Raw genomic sequence first — 12,102 nt, forward strand, 5'->3', positions numbered from 1 at the left:
GAGAATGCCCCTAAAACCAGCGTCTGCCCATTGTCGAGCAGGCGCGTAACGCGCTAAGGTTCGGCTCCCCGACGCGCTTAATTTGCTGTGCTCCGCCGCGCGGGTTCGCTGGCGGCCGGCACCCGTGACCTGACGAGTAAACGATGGCTGATTTACCGATCAACGACCTAAACGTCGCTTCCAACGAGACCCTGATCACTCCCGATCAGCTAAAGCGTGACATCCCTCTGAGCGACGCTGCCCTGCGCACTGTCACCAAGGGCCGTGAAGTCATTCGCAATATTCTTGATGGCACCGACCACCGCCTGTTTGTTGTCATCGGGCCTTGCTCGATCCACGACATCAAGGCTGCCCACGAATACGCCGAGCGCCTGAAGGCGCTTGCGGCTGAAGTGTCCGATACCCTGTATCTGGTCATGCGCGTGTATTTCGAGAAGCCACGCACCACCGTCGGCTGGAAAGGCTTGATCAACGACCCGTACCTGGACGACTCGTTCAAGATTCAGGACGGTCTGCACATCGGTCGTCAATTGTTGCTGGACCTGGCCGAAATGGGCCTGCCGACCGCAACTGAAGCCCTCGACCCGATCTCCCCGCAATATTTGCAGGACCTGATCAGCTGGTCGGCCATCGGCGCGCGCACCACCGAATCCCAGACTCACCGTGAAATGGCCTCCGGCCTGTCCTCGGCAGTCGGCTTCAAGAACGGCACCGACGGCGGCCTGACGGTCGCTATCAACGCCCTGCAATCAGTTTCCAGCCCTCACCGCTTCCTGGGTATCAACCAGGAAGGTGGCGTGTCGATCGTCACCACCAAGGGCAACGCCTACGGCCACGTGGTCCTGCGCGGTGGCAACGGCAAGCCGAACTATGATTCGGTCAGCGTCGCGCTCTGCGAGCAAGCGTTGAACAAGGCGAAGATCAAGCCGAACATCATGGTCGATTGCAGCCACGCCAACTCCAACAAGGACCCGGCCCTGCAACCGCTGGTGATGGAGAACGTCGCCAACCAGATCCTCGAAGGCAACCAGTCGATCATCGGCCTGATGGTCGAAAGTCATCTGAACTGGGGCTGCCAGGCTATTCCGAAAGACCTCGCCGACCTGCAATACGGCGTGTCGATCACTGATGCCTGCATCGATTGGTCCGCTACCGAAAATACCTTGCGCAGCATGCACGCCAAGCTCAAGGATGTGCTGCCCAAACGCGCTCGCACCTGATCACGTTTCGCCGCACACAAAAACGCCGGGCTAAACCCGGCGTTTTTTTGTGTTCGTATTTTAAGGTTACTGGCTCAGCTTGGCGGCATGCCGCTGGTGACGCTCCATGTAGCGCTCGACGTAAGAGCACGATGGAATGACGGTGTAACCCATTTCCTCAGCGTACTCCAACGCCTTCTCGGTCAAGGCTGCCGCAATGCCGCGACCACGCAGCGCGTTGGGCACAAAGGTGCGATAGATATCCAGGGTCTGTTTCCCCAGATCCATATAGGTCAGGTAGGCACGATGACCGTCCACACTGGTCTCGAACTGATGACCAGCCTGGTCATGGTGGATGGACAACGCCTCGCTCATCACTACTCCTCGCGGGTCTTGAATTCTGACCCCTACCTTACCGATGTTTTTCCGGCGAAGGAACATCTACGCCACCTCGTGCCTGAATGGACACCGAGAAGAGCGGCACCGATCTCGCACAACCGAGCACGTATCAAATAGTAGGCACCATTGGCAGAAATGCTCAAGGTACGCTCGTCATCGCGCTCAGTGGCGGGTGCTGCTCCGGGTGACGCAGGGACGGCTCGACCGGAGATATCTGCGGGTCGATAGCCTGAACATTGCCGGATGTTGAGACTTAAGACGAACGCGCGCTCTTAAAGTCACCATCAAGATGGATAAAGATTATGAGAGCCACGGCGCAAAATCCGAACAAAAGTATGGACGAATCCATATAGACAGACTTTAGCCAAGAATGAGAAAAACAGCGGTGAGTGCACGGAACTTTTTTAGGCGGCTCGCTCATCTCGGGCCTCCTGGCTGGATATTTTTTAAACAACGCAGTTAAAAGTTGCTCGAAAAAGAATCAACGCCTACAATTTTTTTTGCTTCTTGCTACACGTCAGTTTACTTACTAGAAGTAATGGGTAGTATGTACGCCGGCTATTTCCTCACTCTGAGGAGACAGCTACTTAATAGAAAGTCCTTGAAGGGGAACACGATGAACAACGTTCTGAAATTCTCTGCTCTGGCTCTGGCCGCAGTTCTGGCTACCGGTTGCAGCAGCGTATCGAAAGAAACCGAAGCACGTCTGACTGCTACTGAAGACGCAGCAGCTCGCTCCCAGGCTCGTGCAGACGAAGCTTACCGTAAAGCTGATGAAGCTCTGGCTGCTGCTCAAAAAGCACAACAGACTGCTGACGAAGCTAACGAGCGTGCTCTGCGCATGCTGGACAAAGCTAGCCGCAAGTAATAATCCTTCGGGGTTGTTATCAAGCCGACCCATTTTTGGGTCGGCTTTTTTTTGCCCGGTGTTTCCTGCCGGCCATAAAAAACCCGCCGACGCGGCCTGCGTCGGCGGGTTCTTTTCAAGCCTTACTGCAGCGGATCGATCGGCGCACTCGTCACCATCGACGTAGAAGCGTTCGGCACTGCGATTTCAACCGGCAAGCCATCTTCAGCGGCAACCACGTCACGCACCACATCCCAATTCATGCGCAGGTTGTTGGTGATGTCCTCGCGCTTGAGCATCGCGTTGATCACCGCGGTGTGCTTGTCGACCACCGACGGGTTGCCGTTGTCGTCCAGCGGGGTGTGCGCTTCCAGATACACCTTGCCCCCACTGACGCCAAACTTGTAAGGGTCGTTGATGATGCGCACCGACGTCCCGACCGGCACCATGCCCGCCATTTCGAGCACGTTGTTGTTGAACATGCGGAAGCAGCCGTGGCTGGTGCGCATGCCGATGCCGAACTTCTTGTTAGACCCGTGGATCAGGTAGCCCGGCGTGCCCAAGGTGAATTTGAACGGCCCCAGTGGATTGTCCGGGCCTGCCGGCACGACGTTCGGCAGCGGATCGCCATCAGCGGCGTGCTCGGCCTTGATCGACGCTGGAGGGGTCCAGGTCGGATTCGGCGTCTTGGCGATGATGCTGGTATGGGCAATCGGCGAGCCCCAGCCTTCACGGCCGATACCCAGCGGGAAGGTGTACACCACGTTCCGGCCTTTCGGGAAGTAGTAGAGGCGGTACTCGGCCAGGTTGATGACGATGCCTTCGCGCGGACCCGGTGGCAGGATGAAACGCGTCGGCAGGACGATCTCGGTGCCAGCGCCCGGCAACCATGCATCGACGCCAGGGTTGGCCGCGACCATTTCCGAATAGCCCAGATCGTAAGTGGTGCCGAGGTCGGCGAAGGTGTCTTCGTACTTGGCCTTGATCACTTGTACCTGACCGATGATGTCTTCACCGGGCGGTGGCAGGGGCAGCTCCAATGCGGCTACGGGGCCCGCCACACAAAGGGCGGCAAGAGACAGGCAGCGGGTGACGGCAGGAAAACGCGGCAACATCCGGAAAATCCTTCGCATGATCGACAAGGGTATAAAAACGCGATTGTACACTGGCATCTGGAAAATCGGGGAGTTGACCGATAGCAAGCAATCTATCGGCTTCTAAAGCTCGAAACGCAGTTCCGGCCAGATCGGCGAGGTGCCGCGCTTCTGCGATTCGAGAATGGCCCGGCACAGCGAACACAGGCGCTGGTCCTGGAACACCCGGCGGTCGACACTCGACCAGCGCGGTTGCGCGGGCAGCAGACTGCCGCACAAGGTTCGATCGGCCGAGCCGCCCAACTCCAGCTGACGGGTCACCAGATGCACCCGCACTTCCTGGCAGGCGAACAGATCCAGCTGTTCGTCAGGCTCGATCAGTTGGTAGGCAAAAAGGGACCAGGCAGGACGCGGCATCGGGGGCTCCAAATCGGGGGCGCCACCTTAGCCGAAACACCGCCGCTAGAAAAGCGTCAAAGCAGCGGTTTCAGTGTCGGCCAGACATTTTCCAGCAACTTGTCCTGAGCGCCCGCAGCCGGGTGCAATCCGTCGGCCTGCATCAAGTCCGGATGACCGCCCACGCCGTCGAGAAAAAACGGTACCAGCGGGATGTTTTTCTCTTCGGCCAGTGCGCTGTAGACCTTCGCAAAAGCCTCGGTATAACGAACTCCGTAGTTGGGTGGCAACTGCATGCCGAGCAAAAGCACCTTGGCGCCACTGTCTCTGGAGCTGTCGATCATCGACGCAAGGTTTTGTTGCAAATTAGCTGGGGGCATTCCGCGCAGGCCATCGTTGCCGCCCAATTCGAGGATCACCAGCTCAGGCTTATGCTCTGCAAGCAGCGCAGGCAGGCGCGCCTGGCCTCCGGCACTGGTGTCGCCGCTGATGGAGGCATTGACCACCTTATCGTCGAAACCTTCGCGCTTGAGCCGTTGCTCAAGCAGCGACACCCACCCCAAGCGGGTATCCAGGCCGAAACCGGCGCTGATACTATCGCCAACGATCAGGACAGTACCCGCCGCTGCGTTCTGGGCCATGCACATCAAGGCCAGGCCAGCACTCAAAAACCACACACGCATCGGATTCTCCATGGGCGCAAGCATTCTCACCGCGAAGAACCTCAGCAAAGTGGTTCCCAGCGCGGAAGGTGAACTGACTATCCTGCACGAACTCAGCCTGGAACTGAACAAGGGCGACAGCCTGGCCATCGTTGGCGCCTCCGGTTCCGGCAAATCCACTCTCCTGGGCCTGCTCGCCGGCCTCGACCTGCCGAGCAGCGGTGAAGTCACCCTCGCCGGCCAGAGCCTCAGTAATCTCGATGAAGACCAACGGGCGCGCATTCGGGCCGAGCATGTGGGTTTTGTGTTTCAGTCATTTCAACTGCTGGACAGCCTGAACGCACTGGAAAACGTCATGCTGCCGCTGGAGCTCGACGGCCGCAAAGATGCCCGCGAACGTGCCACTCAATTGCTCCAGCGCGTTGGCCTGGGCCAGCGTCTGACCCACTCACCCCGCCAGCTCTCCGGCGGCGAGCAGCAGCGCGTTGCGATTGCCCGTGCGTTTGCCGCAGAACCCGATGTGCTGTTCGCCGATGAGCCCACCGGTAACCTCGACAGCCACACCGGCGAGCGCATCAGCGACTTGCTGTTCGAACTCAACCAGGAACGCGGCACGACCCTGGTGCTGGTGACCCACGACGAACGCCTGGCACATCGCTGCCGGCGCCTGATCCGCCTTGAAGCCGGCCTGCTGGTCGCCCCTCTGGAGCCTTGATGGCACGCCTGCCGCTGTTGCGCCTGTTCAGCCTTGCCATCCGCCAACTCCTGCGCGACGCCCGCGCCGGTGAGTTGCGCGTGTTGTTCTTCGCCCTGGTGGTTGCCGTGGCGGCGAGTACCGCCATCGGTTACTTCGGTGCCCGCCTGAACGGCGCCATGATGTTGCGCGCCACCGAATTTCTCGGCGCCGACCTGTTGCTTGAAGGCAGTTCTCCCGCGCGTCCGGAACAGATCAAAAGTGGCACGGAACTGGGACTCGAACACGCTCAAGTAGTCGAGTTCTCCAGTGTCATCGCCACCGACAACGGCATCCAGCTGTCCAGCATCAAGGCCGCCGACGACGTTTATCCGCTGCGTGGCGAACTGAAAAGCGCCCCGGCGCCCTTCGCCCCGGAAGAAGCCGGTGGCGGCCCCAAACCCGGCGAAGCCTGGGTCGAAGCGCGACTGCTGACCGCGCTCGACCTGAAGATCGGCGACAGCATCGATGTCGGTCTGCGCACTCTGAAACTGGCCCGCGTCCTGACTTACGAACCGGACCGTGCCGGCAATTTCTACAGCCTCACGCCACGGGTGCTGATCAACCTCAGCGACCTCGCCGCAACCGGCGTGGTGCAACCCGGCAGCCGGGTCAGTTACCGCGAACTCTGGCGCGGTAAAGCCGAGGCACTGGAAACCTACCGTCAACTGATCAAACCCGGCCTGGCTGCCAACCAGCGCATCCAGGATGCTCGCGACGGCAACCGACAGATCGGCGGTGCGCTGGGCAAGGCCGAGCGTTACCTGAACATGGCCAGCCTGGTGGCGGTTCTGCTGTCCGGCGTGGCGGTGGCGCTGTCGGCAACACGCTTCGCCACTCGCCGATTCGACGCCAGTGCCTTGCTGCGTTGCCTGGGTCTGTCGCGTCGGGAAACCATGGTGTTGTTCAGTTTGCAGCTGACGGTACTTGGCCTGCTCGCCAGCCTCGGTGGCGCGCTCCTCGGCTGGCTTGCACAGCTTGGATTGTTCGCGTTGCTGCATGATTTGTTGCCAACCGACGTACCTCCGGGCGGTCTGTTTCCTGCCATCGCCGGGATCGGCACCGGGCTGGTGGCCTTGGCCGGTTTTGCCCTGCCGCCACTGGCTGCTCTCGGTCGAGTTCCGCCACTGCGGGTGCTGCGTCGAGACATGCTGCCGATTCCTTCCAGCACCTGGATGGTCTATGGCGCTGCGCTGGGCGCCCTCGGCCTGATCATGTGGCGCCTGAGCCTCGACCTGGTGCTGACCTTCGCCCTGCTCGGCGGCGGCGTGATCGCGGCGGTCATACTCGGCGGGTTGCTGTTGCTGCTACTCAAAAGCTTGCGTCGGATGCTGGCACGCGCTTCATTGCCCTGGCGCCTCGGGCTAGGCCAACTGCTGCGTCATCCACTGGCGGCGGCCGGACAAGCCTTGGCCTTCGGTTTGATCCTGTTGTCCATGGCGCTGATCGCTTTGCTGCGTGGCGAGTTACTGGACACCTGGCAGAACCAGTTACCGAAAAACGCACCGAACTATTTCGCCCTGAACATCCTGCCCGCCGACAAACAGGCCTTCACCGATCGACTGATCGAGCTGTCAGCCCAATCGGCGCCGCTGTACCCGGTGGTGCCGGGACGACTGATCAGCATCAACGGCGAGCCGGTACAGGAAATCGTCAGCAAGGATTCGGCGGGTGACCGGGCTATCCAGCGCGACCTGAGCCTGACCTGGGCCGCGGACCTTCCGGCGGGCAACAAGCTCACAGCGGGCAACTGGTGGAGCGAACAGCCAGCCGATGACGTTCCTGGCGTGTCGGTGGAAGGCAAGGTCGCCGAAAGCCTGAAGCTCAAGCTTGGCGATCACATGGTTTTTACCGTCGGCGGAGCCAATCGCGAAGCGAAAGTCACCAGTCTGCGGGAGATCAACTGGGACAACTTCCAGCCGAACTTTTTCATGATCTTCCAGCCTGGCACGTTGAAGGATTTGCCGGCGACCTACCTGACCAGTTTCTATCTGGCGGCGGGTCACGACCAGCAGATTGTCGACCTGTCCAGGGCCTTCCCGGCGGTCACCATCCTGCAAGTCGAAGCCTTGCTGGAGCAGCTGCGCAGCATCCTCGCCCAAGTCACCTTGGCCGTGGAATACGTGCTGCTGTTTGTATTGGCGGCGGGGATGGCGGTGTTGTTCTCGGGCTTGCAGGCGACTCTCGATGAGCGCATTCGCCAAGGCGCGCTGCTGCGAGCACTGGGGGCCGAACGGCAACTGCTGGTCAAGGCGCGGCGGATCGAGTTCGGTTTGCTCGGCGCGGTCAGTGGCCTGTTGGCGGCGTTGGGGTCAGAACTGGTGAGCCTGGTGCTTTATCGCTACGCCTTCGACCTGCCGTGGCATCCACATCCGTGGCTGTTGGTGTTGCCGTTGATTGGCGCAGTGTTGATCGGCGGCGCCGGTGTATTCGGTACCCGTCGCGCGCTGAACGCCAGCCCCCTGACAGTGTTGCGCGAGGGTTGATAGACTCAAGACTCTCCCCTCACAAGAAGTTGCCATGAGCCGTTATCGCCCTCCCCGCCCCGCAGGCACCGCGCTGATCACCCCGGAAGGTGAAGCGCGAATGCGGGCCGAGTTTCATGAGCTCTGGCATGTCCGTCGGCCTCAGGTGACGCAATCGGTCAGCGAGGCAGCGGCACAGGGCGATCGTTCGGAAAACGCCGAGTACACCTACGGTAAAAAGATGCTGCGCGAAATCGACAGTCGCGTGCGCTTTCTCACCAAGCGTCTCGAAGCACTGAAGGTTGTCAGCGAGAAGCCAAGCGACCCGAACAAGGTCTACTTCGGCGCCTGGGTCACCATCGAAGATGAAGACGGCAAAGAGTCACGCTATCGTATTGTCGGGCCGGATGAGCTGGACTTGAAACTGGGCCTGATCAGCATCGACTCGCCGCTCGCCCGCGCGTTGATCGGCAAGGCGCTGGACGCCGAGGTTCGGGTCCAGACACCCACCGGTGAACAGTGCGTGTATATCGTGGCGATCGAGTATCTCTAAAGCTTCAGCGGCGCGTGATCAAACCTTGCCGGGCAACCCGGGTCAGCTGCCTGATCACCTCTGGTGCCTCTTCGACGCTGGGCGATTGAATCACCGCCAGATCAAAACTGTCGCTGGCAAACCGCGCCAGTGATTCACCGTCTTCGACAAACTGGATCAGGAACGCTGCAGGGCCGCCGGTACGACGTGGCCAGCCATCGAGATAACGCAGGAGCGTCGGCTGATGTTTTCCGCCAAGCAGGATTTTGGGGTTGCGCTGGGTGAGGTGTGCCGTGATCGGCGCGGGGCGTACAACGGGGCTTAGTGCATTCATTGGGTCGTGTCTCTGCCTCAAAAGTCTGCATGGCAGGTGAGAGGCAACACCGAACCAGCGCTTTAGCGGTATTTCGAAGCCTGTTACTAGCTTCTATCGGCAACTGGATGAGTTACCTGGCGCCCCGCAAGTAGCTGTTTAAATCGGCGCATGAGCAGCATCCTAGAGAAGCTGACCGGACAGTGTCAAGAATGACGCGCAACAAAAAGGCCCGCGCAATGCGGGCCTTTTCGTTGAGCCAGAGCGGTCAGTCAGCGATCGCGCGGTCTACCGACAGTTTGCCGGCACCCTCGATCAGTACCGCGATGCTGCCGCCGAGCAAGGCCAGGGCGAATTCATAACCGTTGTTGGTCATGAACAGGCCGTGGCTGATGTGCACGGTAAAAATGGCGACCAGCGAAAGGATGGTCAGCCCCAGTGCTGCCGGACGTACCAGCAGACCTATGATCAGGGCCAGACCGCCGAAGAACTCGGTACCACCGGACAGGATCGCCATCAGGTGACCCGGTGCCAGACCCAGACTTTCCATGTACTGCGCGGTGCCGGCTATGCCGTAGCCACCGAACATGCCGAAGAGTTTCTGCGCACCGTGAGCAGCAAAGATGATGCCGACGAAGATTCGCAGAACGGTCAAGCCGTAGCCAGCGCGGGTAAACAGTACCTTGTTGATCAGTGTGCTCATGCTGTGTCATCCATAGTGATTGTGTGTTGGTTGGCCGTCATACTAATCGATAAAACAAATGTTAAAAGCGCAATATTTGCGACATAACAATCAGTTTAGCCGATCATTTCCGTGAGGCAACTTTCTGCCCCTGCGGCTCCAACGATTCCCTCTCACGATCGAACGCCAAGTAATACTTGTTCACGCTATTAACATAGCTGACGGCACCCATTCCCACCTGCTCCATTGCAATGCGCTCGACCTGGAAGAACCACTGATTGGGATTCAGGCCTCGGCGCCGGGCTTCGGCGCGCATGCCCTGCACCCGTTCCGGCCCCATGTTGTAAGCCGCCAGCACAAACGCCATGCGCTCGCGCTCGTTGAGTTTGGGGCTTGCGAAGAACTTGCGTCGGATCATTGCCAGGTACTTGGCCCCGGCCTGCACATTGGCGTCGAGGTTCTGAATGTTGTTGACCCCGACGCGCTGGGCGGCGGACGGAGTGATCTGCATCAGGCCGGTGGGGCCGCTGCCGCTTCGGGCGTTGGGTTGCAGGGCAGACTCCTTAAAAGCCAATGCTGCCAGGTTCAGCCAGTCCATGCCCTGGGCATCTGCGTGCTTTTGCAGCACCGGGCGAAGTTTTTCCAGACGCTGCCGATCAGCCTTGGCCAATGGATAGTGCACTTGATACAGACGTCGATAGATGCGCAGGAACGCCGCATCCTGGTCCGACGGCTTCTTGTAGGTCGTCAGGAAGCGATCGATGCTCGCGCGCAGCATCGAAGCATCGCGTCGCACAAACCAGAACTCTTCACCCGGATCGCTGATCGACACCTGCTTATCGAGACGTAATTTGGGCAGGATCTTGCCCCAGCGCTCGGCAATCGGCTGCTCGACGATGGTCAGGTGAAAGATCCCGCCCTGGACCATTTCCAGAACGTCTTCGACCGCCAGACTGGGGTCGACCCATTCGATTTTCATCGGTGCCAGTTTGTGCAGCGCCAGCTTTGAATTGATCTGACTGACCGCATCCCCGGCCGCGCTGCCGGTGGGCAGCGCCAGGGTCTTACCCGAGAGTTGTTCGACGCGGGTGTAACGGCGCTCACCCTTGATGCCCACCAGCACCAACGGGATGTTGCTGGCAATCGGTTCACTGCTGCTGACCGCATGGCCCGGTTGCAAATCGAGCAGTTCCCCCGGCGCCACCAGGTCGCCCTCCCCGCGTTGCAAGGCACCGAGCAGTTGGTCCTTGCCTTTGGGAATGATCTTGAGGGTTATTTCCTGCCCGTCACGGGCGTGACCGTTGAGGTATTGCTCGAAGGCGCGCAGGCGGTGGTATTCGACGCCGATGGCCTGGCCCTGGACTTCACCGGAACTGTTGCGGCTCTGGTTGACCAGCACCCGCAGCACACGACTGCTGCGAATCTCCGCCAGGTCACGGACCTTGGCCGCCGGCACGGCTTGCAGCGGGCCGGCCAGACGCGCAACCGCCGGCATCGGCAGCAGCAACGAACAGCACAGCAGTAGCAACATCGAGGGACGTGTCATCCACTCTCCGGAAAGAATACTGGGCCGACCTCATGAATTTTCATGAAATCGAACGACAGAAACAGAGCGCCTTGAGCGCTGACAAAGTGCAAAAGACTGGCACAGTGATGGCACCCTGGCCACCCCTGCGTGTCTCGCGGCATCAAGAGACAGCCTTAACTCGTTGTAGTTCTTGGCTTTTCTTATAAATCTACAGCTCTGATATGCTTTCCGGCCTTTGGTCCGAGGTAGCACCATGCAACTCATCGATATCGGCGTCAACCTGACCAACCCCAGTTTTGCGGATAAGCACCAGGCCGTACTCGATCGCGCGTATGCCGCGGGGGTCTGCCAATTGGTCCTGACCGGCACCAGTGTCGAAGGCAGCGAGCAGGCGCTGGAGCTCTGCCGGCAACTGGACGAAACGGCCCAGCGACTGTTCGCCACCGCAGGCATTCACCCTCATTCGGCCAGCGACTGGAACGCCGACAGCGACCAGCGCCTGCGCAGTTTGCTCAAGGAACCCAACGTGGTAGCCGTGGGTGAATGCGGGCTGGATTTCAATCGCGATTTCTCGCCGCGTCCCCAGCAGGAAAAAGTCCTCGAAGAGCACCTGGCGATGGCGGTGGAGCTGCAATTGCCGGTGTTCCTTCATGAGCGCGATGCCAGTCAGCGACTGCTGGAAATTCTCCGTGATTACCGCGATCAGCTGCCGGCGGCGGTGGTGCATTGCTTCACCGGGGAAAAGAAGGCGCTGTTCAGCTACCTCGATCTGGATTTGCACATCGGCATCACCGGCTGGATCTGCGACGAGCGCCGGGGCACGCATCTGCATCCGTTGGTGAAAGAGATCAAGCGCGGGCGCTTGATGCTGGAGAGCGATGCGCCGTATCTGTTGCCACGCAGCTTGCGACCCAAGCCGAAGAACGGTCGCAATGAACCGGCATATTTGACTGAAGTGCTGCGGGAAGTAGCGTTGCATCGGGGGGAAGCGGAAGAGGAACTGGCCGCCCACACCACCGCCTGCGCTCGCGCGTTCTACGGTCTGCCATCAATCCCCCGGTAACCACAAATCCCCCTGTAGGAGCGAGCCTGCTCGCGAGGGCGTCGGCACATCCAACATTAATGTGACTGACAGGCGCTATCGCGAGCAGGCTCGCTCCTACAGGGGGGTTGCTGATCGTTGATCCACATCAAGTCCGGAATCCCTGCATAGCGGCACAATGCTGGCACCTTGCCAATGCTGTTTCCGCTA

Annotated in this window: 13 protein-coding genes; 6 read left to right on the plus strand and 7 right to left on the minus strand. The window is 60.0% G+C overall.

Annotated elements, in window-relative coordinates:
* The first annotated feature begins 143 nt into the window (after positions 1–143).
* Complete coding sequence (locus tag FHL16_RS07555) at positions 144–1,220, plus strand: 3-deoxy-7-phosphoheptulonate synthase (protein WP_010461339.1); 1,077 nt, start codon at positions 144–146, stop codon at positions 1,218–1,220.
* A gap of 66 nt (positions 1,221–1,286) precedes the next feature.
* Here the strand turns inward: FHL16_RS07555 and FHL16_RS07560 are convergent, their stop codons facing one another.
* Positions 1,287–1,574: a GNAT family N-acetyltransferase gene (locus FHL16_RS07560; RefSeq protein WP_010461341.1), complete on the minus strand. Its 288-nt coding sequence runs from the start codon at positions 1,572–1,574 to the stop codon at positions 1,287–1,289.
* A 640-nt stretch (positions 1,575–2,214) separates the two neighbouring features.
* On the opposite strand from FHL16_RS07560, the gene oprI reads away from it, so the two are divergent.
* A complete protein-coding gene (gene oprI, locus FHL16_RS07565; RefSeq protein ID WP_002553018.1) occupies positions 2,215–2,466 on the plus strand; it encodes an outer membrane lipoprotei OprI in 252 nt (83 codons plus the stop codon).
* A 122-nt stretch (positions 2,467–2,588) separates the two neighbouring features.
* On the opposite strand, the gene FHL16_RS07570 is transcribed toward oprI, so the two are convergent.
* From FHL16_RS07570 to FHL16_RS07580, 3 genes are all read right to left on the minus strand, one after another.
* Entirely contained in the window at positions 2,589–3,560 is a 972-nt protein-coding gene (locus tag FHL16_RS07570; RefSeq protein WP_010461344.1) for a L,D-transpeptidase family protein, read from the minus strand.
* A gap of 102 nt (positions 3,561–3,662) precedes the next feature.
* Complete coding sequence (locus tag FHL16_RS07575) at positions 3,663–3,956, minus strand: hypothetical protein (RefSeq protein ID WP_003226812.1); 294 nt, start codon at positions 3,954–3,956, stop codon at positions 3,663–3,665.
* Between the two features lie 56 nt (positions 3,957–4,012).
* Positions 4,013–4,618: an arylesterase gene (locus FHL16_RS07580; RefSeq protein WP_010461351.1), complete on the minus strand. Its 606-nt coding sequence runs from the start codon at positions 4,616–4,618 to the stop codon at positions 4,013–4,015.
* Between the two features lie 10 nt (positions 4,619–4,628).
* On the opposite strand from FHL16_RS07580, the gene FHL16_RS07585 reads away from it, so the two are divergent.
* The 3 genes from FHL16_RS07585 to greB are packed head-to-tail and all read left to right on the plus strand — an operon-like array spanning position 4,629 to position 8,348.
* Complete coding sequence (locus FHL16_RS07585) at positions 4,629–5,312, plus strand: ABC transporter ATP-binding protein (RefSeq protein WP_010461353.1); 684 nt, start codon at positions 4,629–4,631, stop codon at positions 5,310–5,312.
* Positions 5,312–7,816, plus strand: coding sequence for an ABC transporter permease (locus FHL16_RS07590; protein WP_077747920.1), 2,505 nt, complete (start codon positions 5,312–5,314; stop codon positions 7,814–7,816). Before FHL16_RS07585 ends, FHL16_RS07590 begins: the two co-directional genes overlap by 1 nt.
* Before the next feature lie 34 nt (positions 7,817–7,850).
* On the plus strand, positions 7,851–8,348 hold the full coding sequence (gene greB / locus FHL16_RS07595; protein WP_007943614.1) for a transcription elongation factor GreB: 498 nt from the start codon (positions 7,851–7,853) through the stop codon (positions 8,346–8,348).
* A 4-nt stretch (positions 8,349–8,352) separates the two neighbouring features.
* On the opposite strand, the gene FHL16_RS07600 is transcribed toward greB, so the two are convergent.
* The 3 genes from FHL16_RS07600 to FHL16_RS07610 all read right to left on the minus strand — a co-directional run bounded on the left by FHL16_RS07600 (position 8,353) and on the right by FHL16_RS07610 (position 10,868).
* Positions 8,353–8,661, minus strand: coding sequence for a hypothetical protein (locus FHL16_RS07600; RefSeq protein ID WP_010461613.1), 309 nt, complete (start codon positions 8,659–8,661; stop codon positions 8,353–8,355).
* A gap of 247 nt (positions 8,662–8,908) precedes the next feature.
* On the minus strand, positions 8,909–9,343 hold the full coding sequence (locus FHL16_RS07605; protein ID WP_077747921.1) for a DoxX family protein: 435 nt from the start codon (positions 9,341–9,343) through the stop codon (positions 8,909–8,911).
* Between the two features lie 103 nt (positions 9,344–9,446).
* The gene (locus FHL16_RS07610) at positions 9,447–10,868 is read right to left on the minus strand and encodes a transglycosylase SLT domain-containing protein (RefSeq protein WP_077747922.1); all 1,422 of its coding nucleotides are present in this window, start codon (positions 10,866–10,868) and stop codon (positions 9,447–9,449) included.
* Positions 10,869–11,103: 235 nt separating this feature from the next.
* Between FHL16_RS07610 and FHL16_RS07615 the strand changes: the two genes are divergently transcribed.
* The gene (locus FHL16_RS07615) at positions 11,104–11,913 is read left to right on the plus strand and encodes a TatD family hydrolase (protein ID WP_077747923.1); all 810 of its coding nucleotides are present in this window, start codon (positions 11,104–11,106) and stop codon (positions 11,911–11,913) included.
* Positions 11,914–12,102 lie beyond the last annotated feature (189 nt).

The sequence above is a fragment of the Pseudomonas sp. FSL W5-0299 genome (assembly GCF_005930655.1).
GTDB lineage: Bacteria > Pseudomonadota > Gammaproteobacteria > Pseudomonadales > Pseudomonadaceae > Aquipseudomonas > Aquipseudomonas mandelii.

Coding starts and splice junctions, on each gene's coding strand:
- FHL16_RS07605 (WP_077747921.1), bottom strand. CDS start 9,343: ATGAGCACACTGATCAACAAGGTACTGTTTACCCGCGCTGGCTACGGC.
- FHL16_RS07610 (WP_077747922.1), bottom strand. CDS start 10,868: ATGACACGTCCCTCGATGTTGCTACTGCTGTGCTGTTCGTTGCTGCTG.
- FHL16_RS07555 (WP_010461339.1), top strand. CDS start 144: ATGGCTGATTTACCGATCAACGACCTAAACGTCGCTTCCAACGAGACC.
- FHL16_RS07580 (WP_010461351.1), bottom strand. CDS start 4,618: ATGCGTGTGTGGTTTTTGAGTGCTGGCCTGGCCTTGATGTGCATGGCC.
- oprI (WP_002553018.1), top strand. CDS start 2,215: ATGAACAACGTTCTGAAATTCTCTGCTCTGGCTCTGGCCGCAGTTCTG.
- FHL16_RS07585 (WP_010461353.1), top strand. CDS start 4,629: ATGGGCGCAAGCATTCTCACCGCGAAGAACCTCAGCAAAGTGGTTCCC.
- FHL16_RS07600 (WP_010461613.1), bottom strand. CDS start 8,661: ATGAATGCACTAAGCCCCGTTGTACGCCCCGCGCCGATCACGGCACAC.
- greB (WP_007943614.1), top strand. CDS start 7,851: ATGAGCCGTTATCGCCCTCCCCGCCCCGCAGGCACCGCGCTGATCACC.
- FHL16_RS07615 (WP_077747923.1), top strand. CDS start 11,104: ATGCAACTCATCGATATCGGCGTCAACCTGACCAACCCCAGTTTTGCG.
- FHL16_RS07590 (WP_077747920.1), top strand. CDS start 5,312: ATGGCACGCCTGCCGCTGTTGCGCCTGTTCAGCCTTGCCATCCGCCAA.
- FHL16_RS07575 (WP_003226812.1), bottom strand. CDS start 3,956: ATGCCGCGTCCTGCCTGGTCCCTTTTTGCCTACCAACTGATCGAGCCT.
- FHL16_RS07570 (WP_010461344.1), bottom strand. CDS start 3,560: ATGTTGCCGCGTTTTCCTGCCGTCACCCGCTGCCTGTCTCTTGCCGCC.
- FHL16_RS07560 (WP_010461341.1), bottom strand. CDS start 1,574: ATGAGCGAGGCGTTGTCCATCCACCATGACCAGGCTGGTCATCAGTTC.